The organism is Rhodococcus sp. SORGH_AS_0303 (assembly GCF_030819335.1).
Classification (GTDB): Bacteria; Actinomycetota; Actinomycetes; order Mycobacteriales; family Mycobacteriaceae; genus Rhodococcoides.
This window is the reverse complement of record NZ_JAUTBO010000001.1, coordinates 1878735-1900748: the sequence shown is the minus strand read 5'-3', so window position 1 is coordinate 1900748 and position 22014 is coordinate 1878735. Positions and strand designations below refer to the sequence as shown.

The 22014-nt window shown below is 68.7% G+C and carries 20 protein-coding genes; 11 read left to right on the top strand and 9 right to left on the bottom strand.

Features of this window, described 5'->3' with window-relative positions; all coding sequences use genetic code 11:
- Positions 1-188: 188 nt before the first annotated feature.
- The 4 genes from QE449_RS08995 (at position 189) to QE449_RS08980 (ending at position 4710) form a co-directional block, all read left to right on the top strand.
- Positions 189-803 (top strand): heme-copper oxidase subunit III, encoded by a 615-nt coding sequence (locus QE449_RS08995; RefSeq protein WP_027505815.1) that lies wholly within the window; start codon positions 189-191, stop codon positions 801-803.
- A gap of 78 nt (positions 804-881) precedes the next feature.
- Positions 882-1763 (top strand): c-type cytochrome, encoded by an 882-nt coding sequence (locus QE449_RS08990; protein ID WP_027505814.1) that lies wholly within the window; start codon positions 882-884, stop codon positions 1761-1763.
- Positions 1760-2995 (top strand): ubiquinol-cytochrome c reductase iron-sulfur subunit, encoded by a 1236-nt coding sequence (locus QE449_RS08985; protein ID WP_307108676.1) that lies wholly within the window; start codon positions 1760-1762, stop codon positions 2993-2995. Before QE449_RS08990 ends, QE449_RS08985 begins: the two co-directional genes overlap by 4 nt.
- Entirely contained in the window at positions 2992-4710 is a 1719-nt protein-coding gene (locus tag QE449_RS08980; RefSeq protein WP_307108675.1) for a cytochrome bc complex cytochrome b subunit, read from the top strand. Before QE449_RS08985 ends, QE449_RS08980 begins: the two co-directional genes overlap by 4 nt.
- Positions 4711-4966: 256 nt before the next feature.
- Here QE449_RS08980 and QE449_RS08975 read toward each other — a convergent pair whose 3' ends face one another.
- The 3 genes from QE449_RS08975 to QE449_RS08965 all read right to left on the bottom strand — a co-directional run bounded on the left by QE449_RS08975 (position 4967) and on the right by QE449_RS08965 (position 7545).
- The gene (locus QE449_RS08975) at positions 4967-5854 is read right to left on the bottom strand and encodes an alpha/beta fold hydrolase (RefSeq protein ID WP_307108674.1); all 888 of its coding nucleotides are present in this window, start codon (positions 5852-5854) and stop codon (positions 4967-4969) included.
- 221 nt (positions 5855-6075) lie between these two features.
- Entirely contained in the window at positions 6076-6492 is a 417-nt protein-coding gene (locus tag QE449_RS08970) for a cytochrome c oxidase subunit 4 (RefSeq protein WP_027505813.1), read from the bottom strand.
- A 6-nt stretch (positions 6493-6498) separates the two neighbouring features.
- Complete coding sequence (locus QE449_RS08965; RefSeq protein ID WP_371831725.1) at positions 6499-7545, bottom strand: cytochrome c oxidase subunit II; 1047 nt, start codon at positions 7543-7545, stop codon at positions 6499-6501.
- Positions 7546-7840: 295 nt separating this feature from the next.
- Between QE449_RS08965 and asnB the strand changes: the two genes are divergently transcribed.
- Positions 7841-9766 (top strand): asparagine synthase (glutamine-hydrolyzing), encoded by a 1926-nt coding sequence (asnB, locus tag QE449_RS08960; RefSeq protein WP_307108673.1) that lies wholly within the window; start codon positions 7841-7843, stop codon positions 9764-9766.
- A 14-nt stretch (positions 9767-9780) separates the two neighbouring features.
- On the opposite strand, the gene QE449_RS08955 is transcribed toward asnB, so the two are convergent.
- From QE449_RS08955 to QE449_RS08945, 3 genes are all read right to left on the bottom strand, one after another.
- Positions 9781-10755 carry a carbohydrate kinase family protein gene (locus tag QE449_RS08955; RefSeq protein WP_307108672.1) on the bottom strand — a complete coding sequence of 325 codons (975 nt, stop codon included), beginning with the start codon at positions 10753-10755 and terminating at the stop codon, positions 9781-9783.
- Between the two features lie 166 nt (positions 10756-10921).
- The gene (locus QE449_RS08950; protein ID WP_027505809.1) at positions 10922-11302 is read right to left on the bottom strand and encodes an iron-sulfur cluster assembly accessory protein; all 381 of its coding nucleotides are present in this window, start codon (positions 11300-11302) and stop codon (positions 10922-10924) included.
- A 97-nt stretch (positions 11303-11399) separates the two neighbouring features.
- Complete coding sequence (locus QE449_RS08945) at positions 11400-12449, bottom strand: glycerate kinase (RefSeq protein WP_307108671.1); 1050 nt, start codon at positions 12447-12449, stop codon at positions 11400-11402.
- 85 nt (positions 12450-12534) lie between these two features.
- Between QE449_RS08945 and QE449_RS08940 the strand changes: the two genes are divergently transcribed.
- The 4 genes from QE449_RS08940 to cobS are packed head-to-tail and all read left to right on the top strand — an operon-like array spanning position 12535 to position 15582.
- A complete protein-coding gene (locus QE449_RS08940; protein WP_027505807.1) occupies positions 12535-13203 on the top strand; it encodes a DUF3043 domain-containing protein in 669 nt (222 codons plus the stop codon).
- Positions 13204-13214: 11 nt separating this feature from the next.
- Entirely contained in the window at positions 13215-13781 is a 567-nt protein-coding gene (locus QE449_RS08935) for a bifunctional adenosylcobinamide kinase/adenosylcobinamide-phosphate guanylyltransferase (RefSeq protein ID WP_307108670.1), read from the top strand.
- Positions 13775-14830, top strand: coding sequence for a nicotinate-nucleotide--dimethylbenzimidazole phosphoribosyltransferase (cobT, locus tag QE449_RS08930; protein ID WP_037185716.1), 1056 nt, complete (start codon positions 13775-13777; stop codon positions 14828-14830). Before QE449_RS08935 ends, cobT begins: the two co-directional genes overlap by 7 nt.
- On the top strand, positions 14830-15582 hold the full coding sequence (gene cobS / locus QE449_RS08925) for an adenosylcobinamide-GDP ribazoletransferase (protein ID WP_261769347.1): 753 nt from the start codon (positions 14830-14832) through the stop codon (positions 15580-15582). Before cobT ends, cobS begins: the two co-directional genes overlap by 1 nt.
- Positions 15583-15586: 4 nt before the next feature.
- On the opposite strand, the gene QE449_RS08920 is transcribed toward cobS, so the two are convergent.
- Both QE449_RS08920 and gcvT read right to left on the bottom strand, forming a co-directional pair.
- Complete coding sequence (locus tag QE449_RS08920) at positions 15587-16690, bottom strand: branched-chain amino acid aminotransferase (protein WP_027505804.1); 1104 nt, start codon at positions 16688-16690, stop codon at positions 15587-15589.
- A gap of 33 nt (positions 16691-16723) precedes the next feature.
- Positions 16724-17839, bottom strand: a complete 1116-nt coding sequence (gcvT, locus tag QE449_RS08915; protein ID WP_027505803.1) for a glycine cleavage system aminomethyltransferase GcvT — start codon at positions 17837-17839, stop codon at positions 16724-16726.
- Positions 17840-17944: 105 nt separating this feature from the next.
- On the opposite strand from gcvT, the gene QE449_RS08910 reads away from it, so the two are divergent.
- Positions 17945-19453: a leucyl aminopeptidase gene (locus QE449_RS08910; protein ID WP_307108669.1), complete on the top strand. Its 1509-nt coding sequence runs from the start codon at positions 17945-17947 to the stop codon at positions 19451-19453.
- 22 nt (positions 19454-19475) lie between these two features.
- Here the strand turns inward: QE449_RS08910 and QE449_RS08905 are convergent, their stop codons facing one another.
- Positions 19476-19808 (bottom strand): hypothetical protein, encoded by a 333-nt coding sequence (locus QE449_RS08905; protein WP_027505801.1) that lies wholly within the window; start codon positions 19806-19808, stop codon positions 19476-19478.
- Between the two features lie 310 nt (positions 19809-20118).
- Here QE449_RS08905 and sucB point away from each other — a divergent pair, with 310 nt between their 5' ends.
- Positions 20119-21969, top strand: a complete 1851-nt coding sequence (sucB, locus tag QE449_RS08900) for a 2-oxoglutarate dehydrogenase, E2 component, dihydrolipoamide succinyltransferase (RefSeq protein WP_307108668.1) — start codon at positions 20119-20121, stop codon at positions 21967-21969.
- Positions 21970-22014 lie beyond the last annotated feature (45 nt).

The window sequence follows — 22014 nt, the reverse complement described above, 5'->3', positions numbered from 1 at the left end:
ACGGGCGCGGGGGTCGACGGAACCCGGTCCGACGTGCACGGACGAGTACTATTGAACAGAAAGTCCAGGAAGACGGGCCGACCGGACCACGAGGAGGCATTCTGTGTCACGCGCGCGCGAACGATGCTCGACTCGCCAATACCGCCCCGGCTATGCCATCCGTACTACGACGAGTCATACTTCTCGATGTGACGAGCGCAGTAGGTACTTCGGGATCCGCCATCACCCAGCGTGTCCACTCGCTGAACCGACCGAACATGGTCAGCGTGGGCACCATCGTGTGGCTGTCCAGCGAGTTGATGTTCTTTGCAGGCCTCTTCGCGATGTACTTCGTCGCGCGGGCTCAGGCCGCTCCCGGCCAGTGGCCGCCGGAGCCGACCGAGCTCAACCTGACGCTGGCCGTCCCCGTGACCGCGGTGCTCATCGCATCGTCCTTCACCTGCCAGCTGGGCGTGTTCGCCGCCGAGCGTGGCGACGTGTTCGGACTGCGCCGCTGGTACACGATCACTCTGGCCATGGGCGCGTTCTTCGTCGCCGGCCAGGGCTACGAGTACTACCACCTCGTTCACGAGGGCACCTCGATCTCGAGCAGCGTCTACGGCTCCGTCTTCTACATCACCACCGGCTTCCACGGCCTGCACGTGATCGGCGGTCTGATCGCCTTCGTCTTCCTGATCGCCCGCACCCTGGTCAGCAAGTTCACGCCGGCCCAGGCCACCGCCGCCATCGTCGTGTCGTACTACTGGCACTTCGTCGACATCGTCTGGATCGCGCTGTTCGCGACGATCTACTTCATCCGCTGACCGAGCAGGCGTCGAATACCCGATGACAGCCTCATCGGTCGCATCCGACAAGCCGTCCCGACACGACAAGGGATACAGATGAGTTCCTCTCCCCCCGCCACTCCCGACGACGACGGCACCGTCGTGTCCGCCGGTACGCCGGACGCCTCGGCGACCAAGGCGCGTCGCAAGCGTCGTACCCGTCGCCGGGTCAGTGGCGCCATGGCGCTGTTCATGGGCCTCGTCGGCGCGGGCTTCCTCGCCGCAGCCCTCACCCCCGACGCTCAGGTCGCCACCGCGCAGGAAGACAGCGCGGCCATGGTGCGCGAAGGCCAGCAGATCTACGACACGTCCTGCGTGACGTGCCACGGCGCCAACCTCCAGGGTGTCCAGGACCGCGGACCGTCCCTCATCGGAGTCGGCGAAGCAGCCGTCTACTTCCAGGTCTCCTCCGGTCGCATGCCGATGGCGCGCAACGAGGCCCAGGCCGAGCGGAAGCCCCCGAAGTACAACCAGTCGCAGGTCGACGCCCTCGGCGCCTACATCCAGGCCAACGGCGGCGGACCCACGGTGGTGCGCACCGACAACGGTGAGATCGCGCAGGAGTCGCTTCGCGGCGATGACATCGCTCGCGGCAGTGAACTCTTCCGCCTCAATTGCGCGTCCTGCCACAACTTCACCGGTCGCGGTGGCGCCCTGTCCTCGGGCAAGTTCGCGCCGATCCTCGACCCGGCCAACGAGCAGCAGATCTACCAGGCGATGGTCACCGGCCCGCAGAACATGCCCAAGTTCTCGGACCGCCAGCTCACGCCCGAAGAGAAGAAAGACATCATCGCGTACGTCAAGTCCTCCTCCGAGACGCAGCCTCCCGGTGGATACGGACTCGGCGGCTTCGGCCCCGGTACGGAAGCCATCGCCATCTGGGTGGTCGGCATCGGAGCGGTCGTCGCAGCAGCACTGTGGATCGGAGTGAGGTCATGAGCGACGACAACCGCAAGGACGACGGCGTGCCCGGCGATCCGAACAAGTTCCCCGAGGGCTTCGACCCGGACCGCAAGTACACGGACGAGGAACTGGCCGCCATGAGCCGCGACGAGCTCGTCGCACTCGGCACCAACCTCGACCACGTGGACGTGGCGTTCCGTCGCGCACGCTGGCCCGTCCCCGGAACCAAGGCCGAGAGGCGCGCCGAGCGCAGCGTCAGCCTCTGGTTCTTCCTCGCGGGTGTGTCGGCCGTGGCCTTCATCGCCATCTACCTGTTCTGGCCGTGGCAGTACGCCGGCATGGGCGAGGACAGCTATGGGCTGTACAGCCTGTACACACCGCTGATCGGTCTCACCATGGGTCTCGCGATCATCGGTGTCGGAGTCGGCGCCGTGCAGTTCACCAAGAAGTTCATTCCCGAAGAGGTGTCCATCCAGGACCGCCACGACGGTGGATCGAGCGAGGTGGACAAGAAGACGGTCGTCGCCGAACTCAGCGACTCCTTCGACACCTCCACGCTGGGTCGACGCAAGATGATCAAGCGCAGCCTCGTCTTCGGCGGCGGCGCGCTCGGCGTCATGTCGATCCTCCCGCTCGGCGGTCTGATCAAGAACCCGTGGGCCGAGGGCGACGAGTCCTCGCTCTGGGTCTCGGGTTGGACGCCGAACTACGAGGGCGAGACCGTCTACCTGCGTCGCTACACCGGACGCGTCGACGACATCGTTCTCGTCCGCCCGGAGGATCTCGACGCCGGCGCCATGGAGACCGTCTTCCCGTTCCGTGAGTCGGAGCGTGGAAACGAGGAGGAGCTCTCGCACGCACTGAAGGGCATCCGCAACGCGGTCATGCTCATCCGTCTGCGTACCGAGGACGCCGACCGCACCATCAAGCGGAAGGGCCAGGAGAGCTTCAACTACGGCGACTACTTCGCCTACTCGAAGATCTGCACCCACCTCGGGTGCCCCACATCGTTGTACGAGCAGCAGACCAACCGGATCCTGTGCCCGTGCCACCAGTCGCAATTCGACGCGTTGGAGTACGCCAAGCCGATCTTCGGACCGGCCGCCCGCGCTCTTCCGCAGCTGCCCATCACGGTCAACGACGAGGGCTACCTCGTCGCCGCGGGCGATTTCATCGAGCCGCTCGGACCCGCCTACTGGGAACGTCCGGCCGGAGTACACGAGCAGGAGAGCGCTTCTGCTGCGTCGTCATCGGAAGGTTCACGATGAGTCCATCCATCGCCACGCTCGCTGCGAAGCAAGCCGAGGACGTCGACTCCCGCTATCACCTCTCAGCGGGTATGCGTCGTCAGATCAACAAGGTCTTCCCCACCCACTGGTCGTTCCTGCTGGGCGAGATCGCGCTGTACAGCTTCGTCATCCTGCTGCTGTCCGGTACGTACCTGACCCTCTTCTACGACCCCTCCATGACGGAGACCACCTACCAGGGCGCCTACGCTCCCCTGCGCGGTGTCGAGATGACCAAGGCGTACGCCACCACGCTGGACCTGTCCTTCGAGGTGCGCGGCGGTCTGTTCATCCGCCAGATCCACCACTGGGCAGCTCTGCTGTTCGCCTGCTCGATCATCGTGCACATGATGCGCATCTTCTTCACCGGTGCGTTCCGTCGCCCGCGTGAGGCGAACTGGGTCATCGGCTCGCTGCTGCTCATCCTGGCGATGTTCGAGGGCTTCTTCGGCTACTCGCTCCCCGACGACCTGCTGTCCGGTACCGGGCTGCGCGCCGCGTTCTCAGGCATCACGATCTCCATCCCGGTCATCGGAACGTGGATGCACTGGCTGATCTTCAACGGTGACTTCCCCGGCACGCTGATCATCCCGCGCCTGTACGTCGCGCACGTGCTGCTCCTGCCCGCCATCATCCTGGCGCTCATCGCGGCTCACCTCGCGCTCGTCTGGTACCAGAAGCACACGCAGTTCCCCGGCCCCGGCCGCACCGAGACCAACGTGGTGGGTGTCCGCATCCTCCCGGTCTTCGCGGTCAAGTCCGGCGCCTTCTTCGCCATGACCTTCGGTGTCCTCGCGGTCATGGGTGGAGTACTGCAGATCAACCCGGTGTGGGCCCTGGGCCCGTACAACCCGTCGCAGGTCTCCGCCGGCTCACAGCCCGACTTCTACATGATGTGGACGGACGGCCTGGCTCGACTATGGCCCGCGTGGGAGCTCTACATCGGCAACTACATGGTCCCGGCCGTCTTCTGGGTCGCCGTCATCATGGGTGCGGTGTTCGCGATCATGATCGCGTACCCCTGGATCGAGAAGCGCTTCACCAAGGACGACGCTCACCACAACCTGCTGCAGCGTCCCCGCGACGTTCCGGTGCGTACCGCGGTCGGCGCCATGGCGATCGCCTTCTACGTGGTCCTGACGCTCAGCTGCGTCAACGACATCATCGCGTACAAGTTCTCGATCTCCCTGAACGCGATGACCTGGATCGGCCGCATCGGCCTCGTGGTCCTGCCTCCGATCGTCTACCTGCTGACCTACCGCTTCTGCATCGGTCTCCAGCGCAGCGATCGCCAGGTGCTCGAGCACGGCATCGAGACGGGTGTCATCAAGCGTCTGCCCCACGGCGCCTACGTCGAGATCCACCAGCCCCTCGGCCCGGTCGACGATCACGGCCACCCGATCTCGCTCGAGTACCAGGGTGCTGCGATCCCGAAGAAGATGAACAAGCTCGGTTCCGCCGGCAAGCCCGGCTCGGGCAGCATCTTCACTCCGGACTCGGACGAGGAGCACCGGCTGCACGAGCGTCTGTCGCACGAGGGTGAGCACGATCAGCTCACCATGCTCCGCACCTACCAGGCGAAGATCCTGTCGCAGGGCAACGGGCACTCGAACGGCAACGGCTCGTCCAACGGCCACTCGAACGGCAACGGCTCGTCCAACGGCAACGGTCACGGACCGGAGTCCAACGGGCACTGAGCGACCCGCTGAACGGTAGAAGAGGCGCCACCCACTCGGGTGGCGCCTCTTTTCGTCTGTCCCCTCCCCCACCGCTCGTTCCCGCACCCGTCGTCGCTCGGCGAGGCGGGGTGTCAGCGCAGTCCGAGATCCGCGCCGGCGGATCGGGATGCCACCCACCACTCTTGTGTGCAGTGATCCGCGCCCACCGCGGGATCACTGCACACGAACACCCCGCCCCAGCAGATCCGGTGCACTGGACCGTGTGGAGCGCGGGCTACTGCACTGAATCCCACCGCTCCGCCGAGGCGAGGAACGGCAGCAGCGCGTCGACGAGGTGGTGCGGGGCCTCCTCGGCCATGTGGTGTCCCGAATCGATGCCGTGCCCGACGACGCCCGGCGCCCATGCACGCCAGATGGTCAACGGGTCACCATACAACTCCTCGAGGTCGTCCCGTGTGGACCACAGCACCTGCACCGGCACGGCCAACGTCCTCCCCTGCGCTCGGTCGGCGCGTTCGTGGTCGGCGTCGACAGTGAGTCCCGCTCGGTAGTCCTCGAGCATCGCGCGTACGACATCGGGATCGTGGATCGCCGTCAGCCACTCACGGTGGTTCTCCACTCCCATGAGGGCCGGATCGCCGCGGTACCACGAAGAGGGATCGGCAGTGATGGCGCGCTCGGGGAGGTCGGGCTGGGCGTAGAAGAACCAGTGCCACCATCGGGTCGCGAATCGACTGTCCGCCCGGTCGAGGTGCTCGCTGATGGGGATGCAGTCGAGCAGGGACAGCGCGGCCACGAGGCCCGGGTGGTCCAGGGCCAGGCGCAGGGCCACGTAGCTTCCACGGTCGTGTCCGACCACGGCGAAGCGTCGGTGCCCGAGTGCGGCCATCACCTGCACCATGTCCGAGGCCATCGCCCGCTTCGAGTGTGCGGAGTGGTCGGGTGTCGGCGCCGGGCCCTGCGAGCGGCCGTACCCGCGCAAGTCCGGACAGACGACCGTATGTCCTGCGTCGACCAGCAGTGGGGCGACACGGTGCCACGTCGCCGACGTACGCGGGTGCCCGTGCAGCAACAGCACGGGGAGATCGCCCGCGCCGCAGTGCCGGGTGAGGATCGACGCGGCCTCGACCTCGATCATCGATTCGTCGAAGTTCTCGAACACGTCGTCATCATCGCGCGAGCGGCCGGCAGGGCACCAGTTCCCGCACCCTTCGTCGCGTCACGCATGCGCGTTGCTCGGCAAGGCGACGTGCGATGTGCGACGGCAACGTGGGTGCGGGAACGCCGGAGGCGCGAGAAGCCCGCCAGGGAGGGGCGCTATCCCACCCCAGCGACGCCGAACGCCCCCGACCACAGGCCGGGGGCGTTCGGGGTGGAGCTGTGTCAGTGCTTCTCGGGTCCCACGTGGTACTCGAAGACCAGTCCGGCTGCGGCGGCGATGATGGCGAGGGCGCCGACCGCGAGCATCCAGGGCTCGTAGAACGCGAACGCCAGGGCCATGAAGGCGGCGCATCCGGCGAGGATGATGGGCCAGAAGCTACCGGGGCTGAAGAAGCCCAGGTCGCCTGAACCGTCGGCGATCTCCGCGTCGTCGTAGTCCTCGGGACGGGTGTCCAGTCGACGAGCGACGAACCGGAAGTACGTTCCGACGATCAGCGTCAGGCCCGCCGAGAGGGCGATGGCGGTGAGGCCGGCCCACTCGATGCCGGTCCGCGAGAAGCCGGTGAACACGCCGTAGAGGATTCCGACGAGGATGAAGAACCCGGTCAGGATCTCGAAGAGTTTCGCTTCGATCTTCATGGGATGTCAGTTTCCTTCTGCCACGGTCGCAGCCTTGACGGTGCGGTCGGTGTTGAACGGCGAGGTGGAGGTCGCGCGAGGCTCTTCGCCGATGGACTCCAGCGCCTGAGCGTTGGTCTGGCCGTCGCGACGCGCCGCCATGTAGTTCTCGAAGGCCTCGGGGCTGACCGCGCGAACCTCGAAGTTCATCATCGCGTGGTACGTGCCGCACATCTCGGCGCAGCGCCCGACGAAGGCACCCTCACGCTCGATCTCGCTGATCTGGAACACGTTGTCGGAGTTGTTCTCGTCCGGGTTCGGCATGACGTCGCGCTTGAACAGGAACTCGGGAACCCAGAACGAGTGGATGACGTCGGAGGACGCGATCTCGAACTCGATGCGCTTGCCGGTGGGGAGCACGAGGATCGGGACCTCGGAGCTGGAGCCGACGGTCTCGACCTCGTTGTAGTGCAGGTACGACTGGTCGGACTTCTCGCGGCCGAACAGCGGGCCCGGCTCCTCACCCTCGGGGGTGCCGGCCTCCTCTGCTGCCTGCTCGCGCTCCTGGTCGGTGCCGTCGTACAGCGGCTGCCCGTCCTTGAGGTCGACGGTGCGGTAGCCGAACTTCCAGTTCCACTGGAACGCGGTGACGTCGACGACCACGTCGGGGTTGTCCTGCTTCTCCTGGACGTAGTTCTGCACGACGACCGTGAAGTAGAAGAGGACGGCGATGATGACGAACGGCACGGCCGTGTAGAACAGCTCGAGCGGGACGTTGTACGCGGTCTGGCGCGGGAACTCCGGCGAGTCCTTCTTCTTGCGGTGGAACGCCACCGTCCAGAAGGTCAGGCCCCACACGATGACGCCCATGATGAGCGCCGCGATGACGGACCACGTCCACAGCTCGCGCATCCGCTCGGCCTGCGGCGTGACGCCCGACGGCCATCCGAATCGAAGTACGGAATTGTCGATGCCGCAGCCCGACAGCACCACGGCGGCCACTGCAAGAGAGGCCACCAATCCGACTCGTCGTGTCGTCCGACGACCGGATCCACCACCACGCTGCGCCACGATCACGCCTTCCTGATTGCCAGATGGAGAGTACGAGAACCGTCCGGACGAGCCACCGAAGTCGCTCACACGCACGAGGTACTCGTGTACTACGCAGCGTAGACCAAAGCGGGCTCGGTTCTCGTGTCGGGTCGGGTGCGAGTTGGGCGGCGACACCGGGCCCGGCCGGTCACTTCGGCGTTCCCGCCGCACTGCGGCATACTCGGACCGATGCGCGTCGGGCCGTCGAGGTCCCGGCGACGCCTGTGACCAGGCCCGCTACCGGGCCGACACCCGAACGAAACGAGGCGTACCGACCGTGTGTGGACTGCTGGGACTGCTGACGTCGAACGCATCCGCGGAAGATGTCGTCGATGCCGTCGGCCACGCGTCGCACTGCATGCGACACCGCGGGCCGGACGAGCCGGGAACTTGGCACGACGACGATCTGGCGCTGGGCTTCAACCGGCTCTCGATCATCGACATCGAGCACTCGCACCAGCCGCTCCGCTGGGGTCCCGCGGAGAGTCCGGAGCGCTACGCGCTGGTGTTCAACGGCGAGATCTACAACTACCTCGAACTGCGCGAGACGTTTGCACGCGAGCACGGCGCGACGTTCGCCACCGAGGGTGACGGCGAGGCCATTCTCGCCGCGTTCCACTTCTGGGGCGACGACGCCGTTCGACGCCTGCGGGGCATGTTCGCCTTCGCGCTGTGGGACACCGAGAAGCGGGAACTGTTCCTCGCGCGTGACCCGTTCGGCATCAAGCCGCTGTTCTACTCGACGGGCGCCGCGGGCACCGCGTTCGCGAGCGAGAAGAAGAGCATTCTCGAGCTCCTCGAGTCGTTGGGCGTGTCCGACGAGCTCGACCCCCGCGCCCTGGAGCACTACACGGTGCTGCAGTACGTGCCGGAACCCGAGACGCTCCACGCGGGCATTCGTCGCCTGGAGTCCGGCTGCACCGCTCGCCTGACTCCCGGCTCGGAGCCGACCGTCACCCGCTACTTCCGGCCGACATTCCCTGTGCGTCCCGTCCCGTCGGGCACCGAGGCGGCGCGCTACCGCGAGATCGCCGAGGCGCTCGAGGACTCCGTCGCCAAGCACATGCGTGCCGACGTCACCGTGGGCTCGTTCCTGTCCGGCGGCATCGACTCCACGGCGATCGCCGCGCTCGCCATGCGGCACAACCCGGATCTGGTCACCTTCACCACCGGTTTCGAGCGTGAGGGCTACTCCGAGGTGGACGTCGCGGCCGAGTCGGCCGCCGCGATCGGCGCCAAGCACGTCATCAAGGTCGTCGGGCCCGAGGAGTTCGCCGCGGCGATCCCCGAGATCGTCTGGTATCTCGACGATCCGGTGGCGGACCCGGCGCTGGTGCCGCTCTACTTCGTCGCCAAGGAAGCACGGAAGCACGTCAAGGTGGTGCTGTCGGGCGAGGGTGCGGACGAGTTGTTCGGCGGCTACACCATCTACCGGGAACCGTTGTCGCTCGCACCGTTCGAGAAGCTGCCACCCTCCCTACGACGCGCCGCCGGTCGACTGAGTGAGCGCATCCCGGAGGGCACCCGCGGCAAGAGTCTCCTGCACCGCGGGTCGATGAGCCTGGAGGAGCGCTACTACGGCAATGCGCGCAGCTTCAACGATGCGCAGTTGCGGTCGGTGTTGCGGGAGTTCCGGCCCGAGTGGACCCATCAGGACGTGACGGCGCCGATCTACGCGCAGTCCGCCGGCTGGGACCCGGTGGCGCGGATGCAGCATCTGGACCTGTTCACGTGGCTGCGCGGCGACATCCTGGTGAAGGCCGACAAGATCACGATGGCCAACTCGTTGGAGTTGCGCGTGCCGTTCCTCGACAACGAGGTGTTCCGGGTGGCGGAGCAGTTGCCGCTGGAGCAGAAGATCACGAAGTCGACGACGAAGTACGCGCTACGCAAGGCACTCGACGGCATCGTGCCCGATCATGTGCTCAACCGCGCGAAGCTGGGTTTCCCTGTGCCGCTTCGGCATTGGCTGCGGGGCACCGAGCTCTTCGACTGGGCGCACCAGCAGATCGCCGATTCCCAGACCGATCACCTGCTCGACAAGGCCGCGATCACCCGCATGCTGAACGACCACCGCGAGGGACGCAGCGATCACAGCCGCCGGTTGTGGACCGTGCTCATCTTCATGGTGTGGCACGGCATCTTCGTCGAGAAGCGCATCGTGCCGGCCATCGCCGAACCCACGTACCCGGTTCGGCTCTAGCCGGCAGACGCGAACTACTGCGGGAGGATCGCGGCGATCTCGGCCGCGGCCACGTCGCCGTACGCGTCGGTGAGGCGCTTGATCGCGTCGTCACGGACGAGCGTCCATTCCTGGGTGCCGGTGGTCTCGAGCACGAGCACCGCGATGAACGATCCGAGCTGGGCGGCGCGCTCGAGGCCCAGCCCGTTGGCGCGGCCGACGAGGAAGCCGGCGCGGAACGCGTCACCGACACCGGTGGGGTCGACCTTGCTGGTCTCCGGGACCACGGAGACGCGAATGTCCGTGCCGTCGGCGCCGACGATCTCGACGCCGTTCTTGCCGAGCGTGGTCACGCGCAGGCCGACGGTGTCGCGGATCTGGCGTTCGGTCAGCCCGGTCTTCTGACGGAGGAGGCCCCACTCGTACTCGTTGGTGAACAGGTACTCGGCACCCTGGATGAGCTCGGTGGCCTGCGTTCCGTCGAGGCGTGCGAGCTGCTGTGACGGATCCGCGGCGAAGGGGATGCCCAGTTCGCGGCACTCCGCCGTGTGGCGCATCATCGCGGCCGGGTCGTTGGCGCCGACCAGGACGAGTTCCAGGTCGCGACCCTCGGCCACGGTGTGGACGGAGATGTCGCCGGCCTCGGTCATCGCGCCGGGGTAGAACGAGGCGATCTGTGCCATGTCCTCGTCGGTGGTGCAGACGAAACGCGCGGTGTGAGCCGTCTCGGAGAGGGTGACGGCGGAGCAGTCGACGCCGTTGTCCTCGAGCCACGTCTGATACTCGGCGAAGTCGGGACCGACCGAGCCGACGAGCAGCGGTGCGCCGCCCAGAACACCCATGGCGTAGGCGATGTTGCCGCCCACCCCGCCCTTGCGGATGACGAGGTCGTCGACGAGGAAGCTCAGCGAGACGTGTGCCAGCTGATCGGCGAGGAACTGGTCGGCGAACCGACCGGGGAACCGCATCAGATGGTCGGTAGCAATGGAGCCGGACACCGCAATGGTCACGTCCGAGGGCCTTTCGCAGCAGGTGGAGGAGAACTGCTGTGAACCTTACCCGGGTGACGAGTGGGTGAACCCCATCAGACGGACGCCCCGGGACGACGCACCCCGGACACACGTCGTCCCCGGCACCCACGCAGGGTGCCGGGGCCGGCGGGAGACTACTCGGGACTCAGTTGAAGGAGTCACCGCACGCGCACGAACCCGTGGCGTTGGGGTTGTCGATCGTGAAACCCTGCTTCTCGATGGTGTCGACGAAGTCGATCGATGCGCCCTCGACGTACGGCGCGCTCATCCGGTCCACGGCGAGCGTGACGCCGCCGAAGTCCTTGACCAGGTCGCCGTCGAGCGAGCGGTCGTCGAAGAACAGCTGGTAGCGCAGCCCTGCGCACCCGCCGGGCTGAACCGCGATGCGCAGCGCCAGGTCGTCGCGGCCTTCCTGATCGAGCAGTGCCTTGGCCTTGGACGAGGCCGCTTCGGTCATCAGGACGGCGTGCGTCTCGGTGTCGGTGGTGGTCACGTCACTGGTGGCGACGTCGTTCTGCACAGTCATGGGTTCTCCCTATCGTTCGTGCCCTCTCGGCGACAACGCCGGCGAACACAGTCAACGGTACTCCCGACCCCGCTATTCCACACGATCGCCGGGGCGGTCACGCCCACGAGCCGGTGCGGGCGACGTCCGCGGCGAGTCCGGTCAGCTGGGCACGCGCGTCCGACATGGCGAGGTCGACCGATCCGGCGAAATCGGTCACCGAGTGCGCCGACTCGATGCCCGCCGCGCGCATGTCGTCCTCGCCCAGACGCACCTGACCGGCGAGGACCACCGTGCGCACACCGTGCTCGCGAGCCGACCCCGCGAGAGCGGTCACCACCTTTCCGCGCAACGACTGCGAGTCGAACTTCCCCTCGCCCGTCAGCACCACGTCGACCGTCGGCATCACCTCGTGGCGACGGGTGCGCTCGGCCACCAGATCGGCCCCGGACGTGCGGGTCGCTCCCAGCGCGAGCAACGCGGCGCCCAGGCCGCCGGCCGCACCCGCCCCCGGCAGGTCCGCCACCGCGCGCTCGGCGACGCGATCGAGCTCGACGCACCAGTCGGCGTTCCGCTCCTCCAGGACACGCACGGTGTCCGCGTCCGCACCCTTCTGCGGTCCGAACACCGCGGCCGCACCGGCCGGACCCAGCAACGGATTGTCGACGTCCGTGGCCGCGACGAGGTCGACGTCCGCGAGAGCCGCGACCGCCGCGTCGGGTCCCCCGAGAGCCTCGATCATGCCCGCGCCGCCGTCGGTCGAGCTGCTGCCACCGAGACCGACCACCACGGTGGTCGCACCACGGGTCAGCGCCTCCGCGACGATCTGCCCCACTCCCCTGCTGGACGCCGCGACGGCCGACTCCGGATCCGGCGAACGACCGAGCAGTCCGAGACCGACGGTCTGCGCGACCTCCACGTAGGCGGTCGCGCCGTCGAGCAACCAGTGCGCGGTCACGGCGTCGCCGAGAGGTCCGGACACGGTCGACTCGATCACCTCGCCTCCGTCGGCCGCGAGTGCGTCGACGAACCCGGGTCCGCCGTCGGACTGGGGCGCGAGGATCAGCTCGTCGTCGCGCGCGCTCGACCACCCCGCCGCGATGGCGTCGGCTGCTTCGGCCGCGGTCAGGGTGTCTCCGAAGGAATCGGGGGCGATGAGAACTCGCATCGGAACACTCTAACGAGGAGCGCCGGTCGTGAGAGCCCACGACTGCGGTGTTCGCGCGGGGGTGAACGTCGAATAACCTGTGGGGGTGAAGCTGCCCTTCGGTAAGTCGAGTGAGAAGTCCGACACCCAGACCCCCGTCGACCACGAGTCGACGAGCCTGGACGAGAGCACGGCGCAGACCCGCGGCAACGTCAGCCTCGGCAAGGGCCGTCCCACGCCCTCCCGGCGTGAGGCCGAGGGCCGCCGCCGTGGCCCGGTCGCACCGGCACCGCTGACGGCCAAGGAGGCCCGGGCGCGACGCAAGGCGACGCGGGGCAGCAAGGACGAGCGCAAGGCCGCCTCGGCCGAGCGTCGCGCGAAGGCCGCGGACCAGCGTGCCCGCATGATGGCCGGCGAGGACAAGTTCCTCCTCCCCCGCGACAAGGGCCCCGTCCGCGCCTACGCGCGTGACCTGGTCGACTCGCGTCGCAACTTCGTCGGGCTCTTCATGCCGATGGCCCTAATCCTTCTCGTGGCACTGTTCCTGAGCCCCGAGGTGCAGTCGATCGTCACGCTCGCGCTGTTCATCATGATGATCTTCATGGGTATCGACGGCTATCTGCTCGGCCGCCGCGTCAACAACAAGGTGCGGGACCGTTTCCCCGAGACTCCGGACGGCGGCTTCAAGCTCGGCTGGTACTCGTTCGTCCGCGCGTCGCAGGTCCGCAAGATGCGTGCCCCCAAGCCTCGCGTCGGCCCCGGCGACGCGGTCTGAGCGCACCCGCGGTGACGCGCACGCTCGTCCTCGGAGGTGCCCGGTCCGGCAAGTCCGGCCATGCGGAGTCGTTGCTGGCCGGTCACGCCGAGGTCCGGTACGTGGCCACCGGGCGGCGGAACAGTGCGGACGCCGATTGGGACGCCCGCATCGACACGCATCGACGGACGCGGCCGGAGCACTGGTCCACGGTAGAGATCACCTCGTACTCGGCACTGTCCGAGGCCCTGCGGGACGACGTGCCCACACTGGTCGACGACCTGGGGACCTGGCTCACCGGCGCGCTGGACGATCTGCGCGCGTGGGACTCGCCGCGCGGCACGGTGGTGGCCGCGGTCGACGACCTGGTGACGGCCGTCGACCGGTTCGAGAGTCCGCTGGTGCTCGTCTCCCCCGAGGTGGGTCTGGGCGTGATCCCGGAGTCGCGGGCGGGCAGACTCTTCCGCGACGAGATCGGTGCCGCGAACGCCCGTCTCGCGCAGGTGTGTGACGCGGTGACGTTGGTGGTGGCCGGGTTGTCCGTCCCCCTCACCCGACCGAGTGACCGACCCACCGACCGATCGAGAGGCACGTGGTGACCGAGAGTTCCGCACTGTTCCGTCCGGTGGATCCACCCGACGCCGAGATCGCCCGCGAGGCGAGAGCCAGGCAGTCGTCGTTGACCAAGCCCGCGGACTCGCTCGGCCGTCTCGAGGACCTCGCCGTGTGGGTCGCGTCGTGCCAGGGCGTGAGCCCTCCGCATCGGTTCGCTCGGGCTCGCGCCGTGGTCTTCGCCGGCGATCACGGCATCGCCCGCGGTGGGGTCTCCGCGTACCCGCCCGAGGTGACGGCGCAGATGGTCGCGAACATCGCCGCCGGCGGTGCCGCGATCAACGCGTTGGCGACGGTGTCCGGTGCGACCGTGCGAGTGGTGGACATCGCGGTCGACGCGGACACCGACGACTCCGTGTCGTCGCACAAGGTGCGTCGCTCCAGTGGGTCGATCGACCGCGAGGACGCACTGTCGCAGGACGAGGTGATCGCCGCCCTGACAGCGGGCCGTGACATCGCCGACGAGGAGGTCGACGGCGGCGCCGACCTGTTGATCGCCGGCGACATGGGCATCGGCAACACCACCCCCGCCACCGTGCTGATCGCTGCCGTCACCAACACCGAACCGGTGGCGGCGGTCGGCCGCGGTACCGGCATCGACGACGCGGGGTGGATCCGCAAGACCGCCGCGATCCGTGACGCCCTGCGGCGTGCGCGTCCCGTCACCCGCGACCCGATCGCACTGCTGCGCACCGTCGGCGGCGCCGATCTCGCCGCGATGACCGGCTTTTTGGTGCAGGCCGCGGTGCGTCGCACACCGGTGCTGCTCGACGGCGTCGTCGTCACGGCGGCGGCACTGGTCGCGAACGATCTCTCGGTCGGCGCCTCGTCGTGGTGGCTGGCCGGCCATCGGTCGACGGAACCGGCACACGCCTTGGCGCTCGCACACCTGCGACTCGATCCCCTGCTCGACCTGTCGATGCGCCTCGGCGAGGGCTCGGGGGCGATGGTCGCGCTGCCGATCCTGTCCGGTGCCGTCGCGACACTCGCCGACATGGCGACGTTCTCCGATGCCGGAGTGAGCACGCGGCCCTGATGTTCCTGGACCCGGTGCGCCTGGCGTTCTCCTGGCTGACGGTGCTGCCGGTGCGTGGTCCGGACGCCGTCGATCGCGACGACGCACGCCGCGCGATCGGGATCGTCCCGCTCGTGGGCCTGGCGCTGGGCGGCGCGGCCGCACTGGTGGTCTGGTCGTGCGCCGCAGCCGACCTGCCGCCGACGCTCGCGGGACTGCTGGGCGTCGGCACCCTGGCGCTGCTGACCCGCGGAATGCATCTCGACGGGCTCGCGGACACCGCGGACGGACTCGGGTCCTACGGCCCGGCCGAGCGTGCGCTGGCGATCATGAAGTCCGGGTCCACCGGACCGTTCGGGGCCGCGACCCTCGTTCTGATTCTCGGCGTGCAGGCGGTGGCCATGGGCGAACTCGTCTCTCGGGGAGACGCTCTCGCGATCGTGGTCGCTGCCGTCGTGTCCCGGTGCGCCGTCGTGATCGTGTGCCGCCGCTCGGTGCCCGCCGCCACCGGCAGTGGCTTCGGCTCACTCGTCGCGGCGTCGCAGTCACCCGCCGTGGTCACCCTGTGGGTCCTCGTGGCACTCGCCGCCGGGCTGCTCGCCGTCCCCGGCGTCCCGCTGCAGGGAGTGGCAGCCGTCGCGGTGGCACTCGCTGCCGTCACTCTGCTCGCCCGGCACTGCGTTCGGCGATTCGGCGGTCTCGTCGGTGACGTGCTCGGGGCGAGCATCGAGCTGACCACCGCCGTGGTGCTCGTGCTCTGCCTCGTCGGCTGAGCGATCAGTCGCGCAGCGTGCTCATCCAGCCGTGGGTGTCGGCGAAGGTGCCGCGCTGGATTCCGGTGAGTGTGTCGCGCAGCGCCATGGTGACCTCGCCGGGCTCTCCGGTACCGATGCGGAAGTCGCCCTCGGCCGACTTCACACTGCCGACGGGGGTGATCACGGCTGCGGTGCCACACGCGAAGACCTCGGTGATCTCGCCCGACTCCGCCTTCTTCTGCCACTCGTCCGTGGAGATCTTGCGCTCCTCCACGGCGAAGCCCGCGTCGGTGGCGAGCGCCAGCAGCGAGTCACGCGTGATGCCGGGCAGCAGCGAGCCGGACAGGGACGGCGTGACCAACCGCGCGTCGGGTCCGGAGCCGAAGACGAAGAACAGGTTCATCCCGCCCATCTCCTCGACGTAGCGGCGCTCGAGAGCGTCGAGCCACACGACCTGGTCGCAGCCCTGGTCCGCGGCCTGCGCCTGGGCCAGCAGGGAGGCCGCGTAGTTGCCCGCGAACTTCGCGGCTCCGGTGCCGCCCGGCGCGGCGCGCACGTACTCGGTGGAGAGCCACACGCTGACCGGCTTGACCCCGCGCGGGAAGTACGCGCCGGCGGGCGAGGCGATGAGGAGGTAGCGGTAGGAGGACGACGGGCGCACGCCCAGCCCCGCCTCGGTGGCGAACATGAACGGCCGCAGGTAGAGCGCGTCCTCGCCGCCGGCGACGGGCACCCACTCGTGGTCGACGGCGAGCAGCTGCTCGATGGACTCGCGGAACAGCTCCACCGGCAGGGCCGGCATCGCCAACCGCGCGGCCGAGCTCTGCAGGCGCTCCGCGTTCGCGCCGGGGCGGAACGACGCGAGACTGCCGTCGGGCTGGCGGTAGACCTTGAGACCTTCGAAGATGGCCTGGCCGTAGTGCAGAACCATGGCCGCGGGATCCATCGGGAACGGCGCGTAGGGCGTCACCACCGCGTCGTGCCACCCGGTGCCGGCGTCGTAGTCGATGGCCACCATGTGATCGGTGAAGTGCACGCCGAACCCGGGCGCCTGCAACACCGCTGCCCGCGCTTCCGCGGTGGCGGGCGACGGGTGCTCGTGACGCGTGAATTCCAGGCCAGTCATGCCGAACACTCTAAAGCAGCGTGGTGTGGCATCTCACCGCACGTGCGCCTCGACGAACGGCGGCCTGACCACCTCGCACGCGATCGCCCGACCACGCACGTCCACGTCGACCGCGTCACCGACGGCGACGCCCGCCGCGGTGTCGAGCAACGCGAGCGCGATGCCCACCTTGAGGGTCGGCGAGAAGGTGCCGGACGTGGTCGCACCGACCGGTTCTCCGGTGCCGACCGAATTCCCGGGGCGCAGGACGGTCAGATCCGGACGCAGCACACCGCGTCCGACGGCGCGGAGGCCGACGAGGGTGCGGGGTGCGCCCGCCTCCTTCTGCGCCACGAGGGCGTCGCGTCCGCGGAACTCGTCCTTCTTCCAGCCCACCGCCCAGCCGCAGCGCGCTTCCAGCGGACTGATGTCGACGGACAGCTCGTGCCCGTGCAGCGGGTAGCCCATCTCGGTGCGCAGCGTGTCGCGCGCTCCGAGACCGGCGGGCTCGCCGCCCACCTCGCGCACCGCGCCCAGCAGCGCCTCGAACAGCGACGCGGCCGTGTCCCACTGCGGCAGCAGCTCGTACCCGTGCTCCCCCGTGTAGCCGGTGCGACAGACCCGTACCGAGCCGGATCCGAACGCGACGTCCTCGAACGCCATGTAATCGAGGGAGGACGGCAGCCCGACGGCGGCGAGGACGTCGGCCGACCGCGGTCCCTGCACGGCGAGGACGCCGTACTCCCGGTGGGCCGAGCGGACCTCGATGCCGGCCGGGGCACCCTGCGCGAGCACCTCGACCACGGCGGCGGTGTTGGCCGCGTTGGGCACGAGGAACACCTCGTCGTCGGACACGAGGTAGGCGATGAGGTCGTCGACCACTCCGCCGTTCTCGGTGCAGCACAACGTGTACTGCGCCTGGCCGGGCCCGATGCGGTCGAGCGCGTTGGTCAGCACCGAGTCGACGTACGCCGCGGCGCCGGGACCGGAGACGACCGCCTTGCCCAGGTGACTCACGTCGAACAACCCCGCGGTGGTGCGCGTCGACGTGTGCTCGGAGACGGTGCCCGCGTACGACACCGGCATCGTCCACCCGCCGAAGGGGGCGAACGTGGCTCCGAGGGCGACGTGCGCCTCGTGGACCGGACCGTGCAACAACTCTTCGCTCATGGTGGGGAACGCTAACTCAGACGAGCCCGATGTCGGGGTCGGCATACGATCGACTGCGTCGCTCCACCCTCACCGACCGTCCCCGACCATCAGGAGCAGCAGCACGTGACCAGTCAGTCGCAGCGCACACTCGGACCCGAACTGGTCCTCGCCGGAACCATCGACAAGGCCGTCGAGGTCGTCGTCGTCGGACTCGAGAAGACCGACGACGGTGTCCGCATCGTCGGCGAGGACTTCCTCGGGAACGCCGCCGCAGACGTCCTCGCCGCGGTCACGGCCCTCGGCGCCACCGGCCGGGCCGATCAGGTCACCCGCGTTCCCGCACCCTCGTCCCTGCCCGCCGCCAGCGTTCTCGCCGTCGGTCTGGGCACCGCCGCCGAGCGCACCGACGACGTGCTGCGTCGTGCGGCCGGATCGGCGGCGCGCGCGCTCACCGGCATCGGCCACGTCGCGACGACCCTGTCCGCCGTCGGCCTCGCCGCCGCCGCGGAGGGCCTCTACCTCGGCGCCTACCAGTTCAGCGAGTACAAGCAGAAGTCGGCGCCCAAGGACGACGCGACACCGATCACGCGGGTGGATCTGCTCGTCGGATCGCCGCGCGACAAGCAGGCTCGCGCCGAACTCGCGCGCTCCGAGGCCGTCGCCGAGGCGGTCGCCACCGCGCGTGACCTCGTCAACACGCCCCCGAGCCACCTCTTCCCGGCCGAGTTCGCCGAGCGCGCCCGTGCCCTCGGGACCGAGGCCGGCCTCACCGTGCAGGTGCTCGACGAGAAGGCACTCGAGCGCGGGGGCTACGGCGGCATCGTCGGCGTCGGCAAGGGCTCGTCCCGCCCGCCGCGTCTGGTCCGGCTGTCCTGGTCCGGCGGAAAGAAGAAGTCCCCCACCGTCGCTCTCGTCGGCAAGGGCATCACGTTCGACACCGGCGGCATCTCGATCAAGCCCGCGGCGGGCATGGAGAACATGACCTCGGACATGGCCGGCGCGGCCGCCGTCGTCGCGACGGTGGTGCTGGCGGCCAAGTTGAAACTGCCGATCGACGTCACCGCGACGGTGCCGATGGCCGAGAACATGCCGTCGTCCACGGCGCAGCGTCCCGGCGACGTGCTGACCCAGTACGGCGGCACCACGGTCGAGGTCATCAACACCGACGCCGAGGGCCGCCTCATTCTCGCCGACGCCATCGTGCGCGCCTGCGAGGACGAGCCGGACTATCTCATCGACACCGCGACCCTCACCGGAGCGCAGATGGTCGCCCTCGGCACACGCACCCCGGGTGTCATGGGCACCGAGGTGTTCCGCGACCGCGTCGCCGCCATCTCGCAGCGCATCGGCGAGAACGCCTGGGCGATGCCGCTGCCGGCCGAACTGCGACCCGATCTCGACTCCCGCGTCGCCGACCTCGCCAACGTCACCAACCACCGGTGGGGCGGCATGCTCGCGGCCGGGCTCTACCTGAAGGAGTTCGTCGCCGAGGGCGTCCAGTGGGCGCACATCGACGTGGCCGGGCCGGCCTTCAACACCGGCGGGCCGCACGGCTACACGAGCAAGGGCGGCACCGGTGTCCCGGTGCGCACGATGATCTCGGTGCTCGAGGACATCGCCGAGCAGGGCTGACCCGCTCGCGCGAGCGGGGAGCTCAGGCTCCCTGCTCGCGCCTCCGGATGATCTTCTGTCGGGCGTCGTGGTCCCGCATCCGCTGGGGATACCCGGTCTTGCGCACGTCGTAGACCGGGATCTTCAGGTCCTCGCCCAGCTTGCGCGCGCCCTTCTCGCCGCCCACCGCGCGGCGGGTCCACTCACCGTCGTTCGCGACCAGCACCACGGTGATCGGAGTGACCGTCGTCTCCGGTTCGACGTAGGCCTCGACGCCGATGCGGGCGGCCGTCCAGTCGGCGAGATGCGCTCTGTCGGACGAGGACGCTCCGCCTCGGGATCGACTCGGGCGCTTGAATCTGTCGAACAGTCCCACGGTGTCTCCTCCATCCGCCGAGCAGTGCACGCGACTCTCGCGTGCACGAAATGCACTCAATCCGGTCCACACCATCATCCGGACGGCACGCCGACCCCACCGAGCGCGAACCGTCTCACGAAGTGACAGGATGATCGGGCATCGCGTGAACCATCTCACGGTGCGCGTCACCCGTTACCGGCACAACTCGCCGCGAGAACGGTGCGACGCGGCCACAATGGTCCACGTACCGCGACCGGCTAGACACCACACCCGCTAGCGACCACGAGCCGCTACACCCGTACTACAACTTGTCGAGGAGTCAACAGACATGACCTTCTCCGTCCAGATGCCAGCTCTCGGTGAAAGCGTCACCGAGGGGACTGTCACACGGTGGCTGAAACAGGAGGGGGACACGGTCGAAGTCGACGAACCCTTGCTCGAAGTCTCCACCGACAAGGTGGACACGGAGATTCCGTCTCCGGCAGCGGGTGTCCTGACCAAGATCGTCGCGCAGGAGGACGACACCGTCGAGATCGGCGGTGAGCTCGGTGTCATCGGTGACGCGGACGAGGCACCGTCCGACGGCGACGACTCGAGCAGCGACGACTCGAGCAGCGACGAAGCCGACGCAGGCCCGTCCGACGCCGCCGAGCAGGCGTCCGTCGAGGGCGAGAGCGAGGCCGACGCGCCCGCACCCGACAGCGACGACGACGGCGGTGCGAGCAGCGGTTCCACCGGTGGCGGCGACGGCACTCCCGTCACGATGCCCGAACTGGGCGAGTCCGTCACGGAGGGCACCGTCACCCGGTGGCTCAAGGCCGTCGGCGACGAGGTCGCCGTGGACGAGCCGCTCCTCGAGGTCTCCACCGACAAGGTCGACACCGAGATCCCGTCCCCGGTCGCCGGCACCCTGCTCGAGATCAGCGCCGAGGAGGACGACACCGTCGAGGTCGGCGGCCAGCTCGCCGTCATCGGTTCCGGTGCTCCCGCGAAGAAGGAGTCCGCGCCCGAGCCCGAGCCGGAGCCCGAGAAGAAGCCCGAGCCGGAGAAGAAGCCGGAGCCCGAGGCGGAGGCGAAGCCCGCCGAGAAGCCCGCCAAGCAGGCCGATCCCGAGCCCGCCGGCGAGGTCTACACGCCGGAGCCGAAGTCCGAGAGCAAGTCCGAGAACTCCTCGAAGTCGGAGTCCGAGGCGCCGGCCGGCGGATCGAACGCCGGCGGTTCCAGCCCGTACGTCACGCCGCTCGTGCGCAAGCTCGCGCAGGAGAACGACGTCGACCTGAACTCCGTGTCGGGAACCGGCGTGGGTGGGCGCATCCGCAAGCAGGACGTCCTCGCCGCCGCAGAGGCGAAGAAGGCACCGGCCGAGGAGAAGGCTGCTCCGGCTGCCGCAGCTCCCGCCGCGTCCGCCACGCCCTCGGCACCGTCCACTGCCGGCGTGCGGCCCGAACTCGCGCACCTGCGCGGTTCGACGCAGAAGATCAACCGCATCCGGCAGATCACCGCCAAGAAGACCCGCGAGTCGCTGCAGACGTCGGCGCAGCTCACGCAGGTGTTCGAGGTCGACCTGACCAAGGTGGCCGCACTGCGCACCCGCGCCAAGGCCACGTTCAAGGAGCGCGAGGGCGTCAACCTGACGTTCCTGCCGTTCTTCGCGAAGGCCGTCGTCGAGGCGCTCAAGGTTCACCCCAACGTGAACGCGAGCATCGACGAGGAGAAGAAGGAGATCACGTACCACGACGCCGAGCACCTGGGCATCGCGGTGGACACCGAGCAGGGCCTCCTCTCCCCCGTCATCCACAACGCGGGCGACCTGTCGCTGGCCGGCATCGCACGCGCCATCGCGGACATCGCGGCACGGGCACGGTCGAACGGCCTCAAGCCGGACGAGCTGTCCGGTGGCACGTTCACCATCACCAACATCGGCAGCCAGGGCGCCCTGTTCGACACGCCGATCCTTGTTCCGCCGCAGGCCGCCATGTTGGGCACCGGGGCCATCGTCAAGCGCCCGGTCGTGGTGACCGACGCCTCGGGCAGCGAGTCCATCGGTGTCCGCTCCATGGCGTTCCTGCCGCTCACCTACGACCACCGTCTCGTCGACGGCGCCGATGCGGGTCGCTTCCTGACCACCATCAAGCACCGCCTCGAGGAGGGCGCGTTCGAAGCCGACCTCGGCCTCTGACGCTTCTTCGGTAATCTCGGAAGTCCCCGACACTTCGCAGCCCCG

Coding starts and splice junctions, on each gene's coding strand:
- QE449_RS08990 (WP_027505814.1), top strand. CDS start 882: ATGAGTTCCTCTCCCCCCGCCACTCCCGACGACGACGGCACCGTCGTG.
- QE449_RS08985 (WP_307108676.1), top strand. CDS start 1,760: ATGAGCGACGACAACCGCAAGGACGACGGCGTGCCCGGCGATCCGAAC.
- QE449_RS08980 (WP_307108675.1), top strand. CDS start 2,992: ATGAGTCCATCCATCGCCACGCTCGCTGCGAAGCAAGCCGAGGACGTC.
- QE449_RS08970 (WP_027505813.1), bottom strand. CDS start 6,492: ATGAAGATCGAAGCGAAACTCTTCGAGATCCTGACCGGGTTCTTCATC.
- QE449_RS08950 (WP_027505809.1), bottom strand. CDS start 11,302: ATGACTGTGCAGAACGACGTCGCCACCAGTGACGTGACCACCACCGAC.
- QE449_RS08945 (WP_307108671.1), bottom strand. CDS start 12,449: ATGCGAGTTCTCATCGCCCCCGATTCCTTCGGAGACACCCTGACCGCG.
- cobS (WP_261769347.1), top strand. CDS start 14,830: ATGTTCCTGGACCCGGTGCGCCTGGCGTTCTCCTGGCTGACGGTGCTG.
- QE449_RS08920 (WP_027505804.1), bottom strand. CDS start 16,690: ATGACTGGCCTGGAATTCACGCGTCACGAGCACCCGTCGCCCGCCACC.
- gcvT (WP_027505803.1), bottom strand. CDS start 17,839: ATGAGCGAAGAGTTGTTGCACGGTCCGGTCCACGAGGCGCACGTCGCC.
- sucB (WP_307108668.1), top strand. CDS start 20,119: ATGACCTTCTCCGTCCAGATGCCAGCTCTCGGTGAAAGCGTCACCGAG.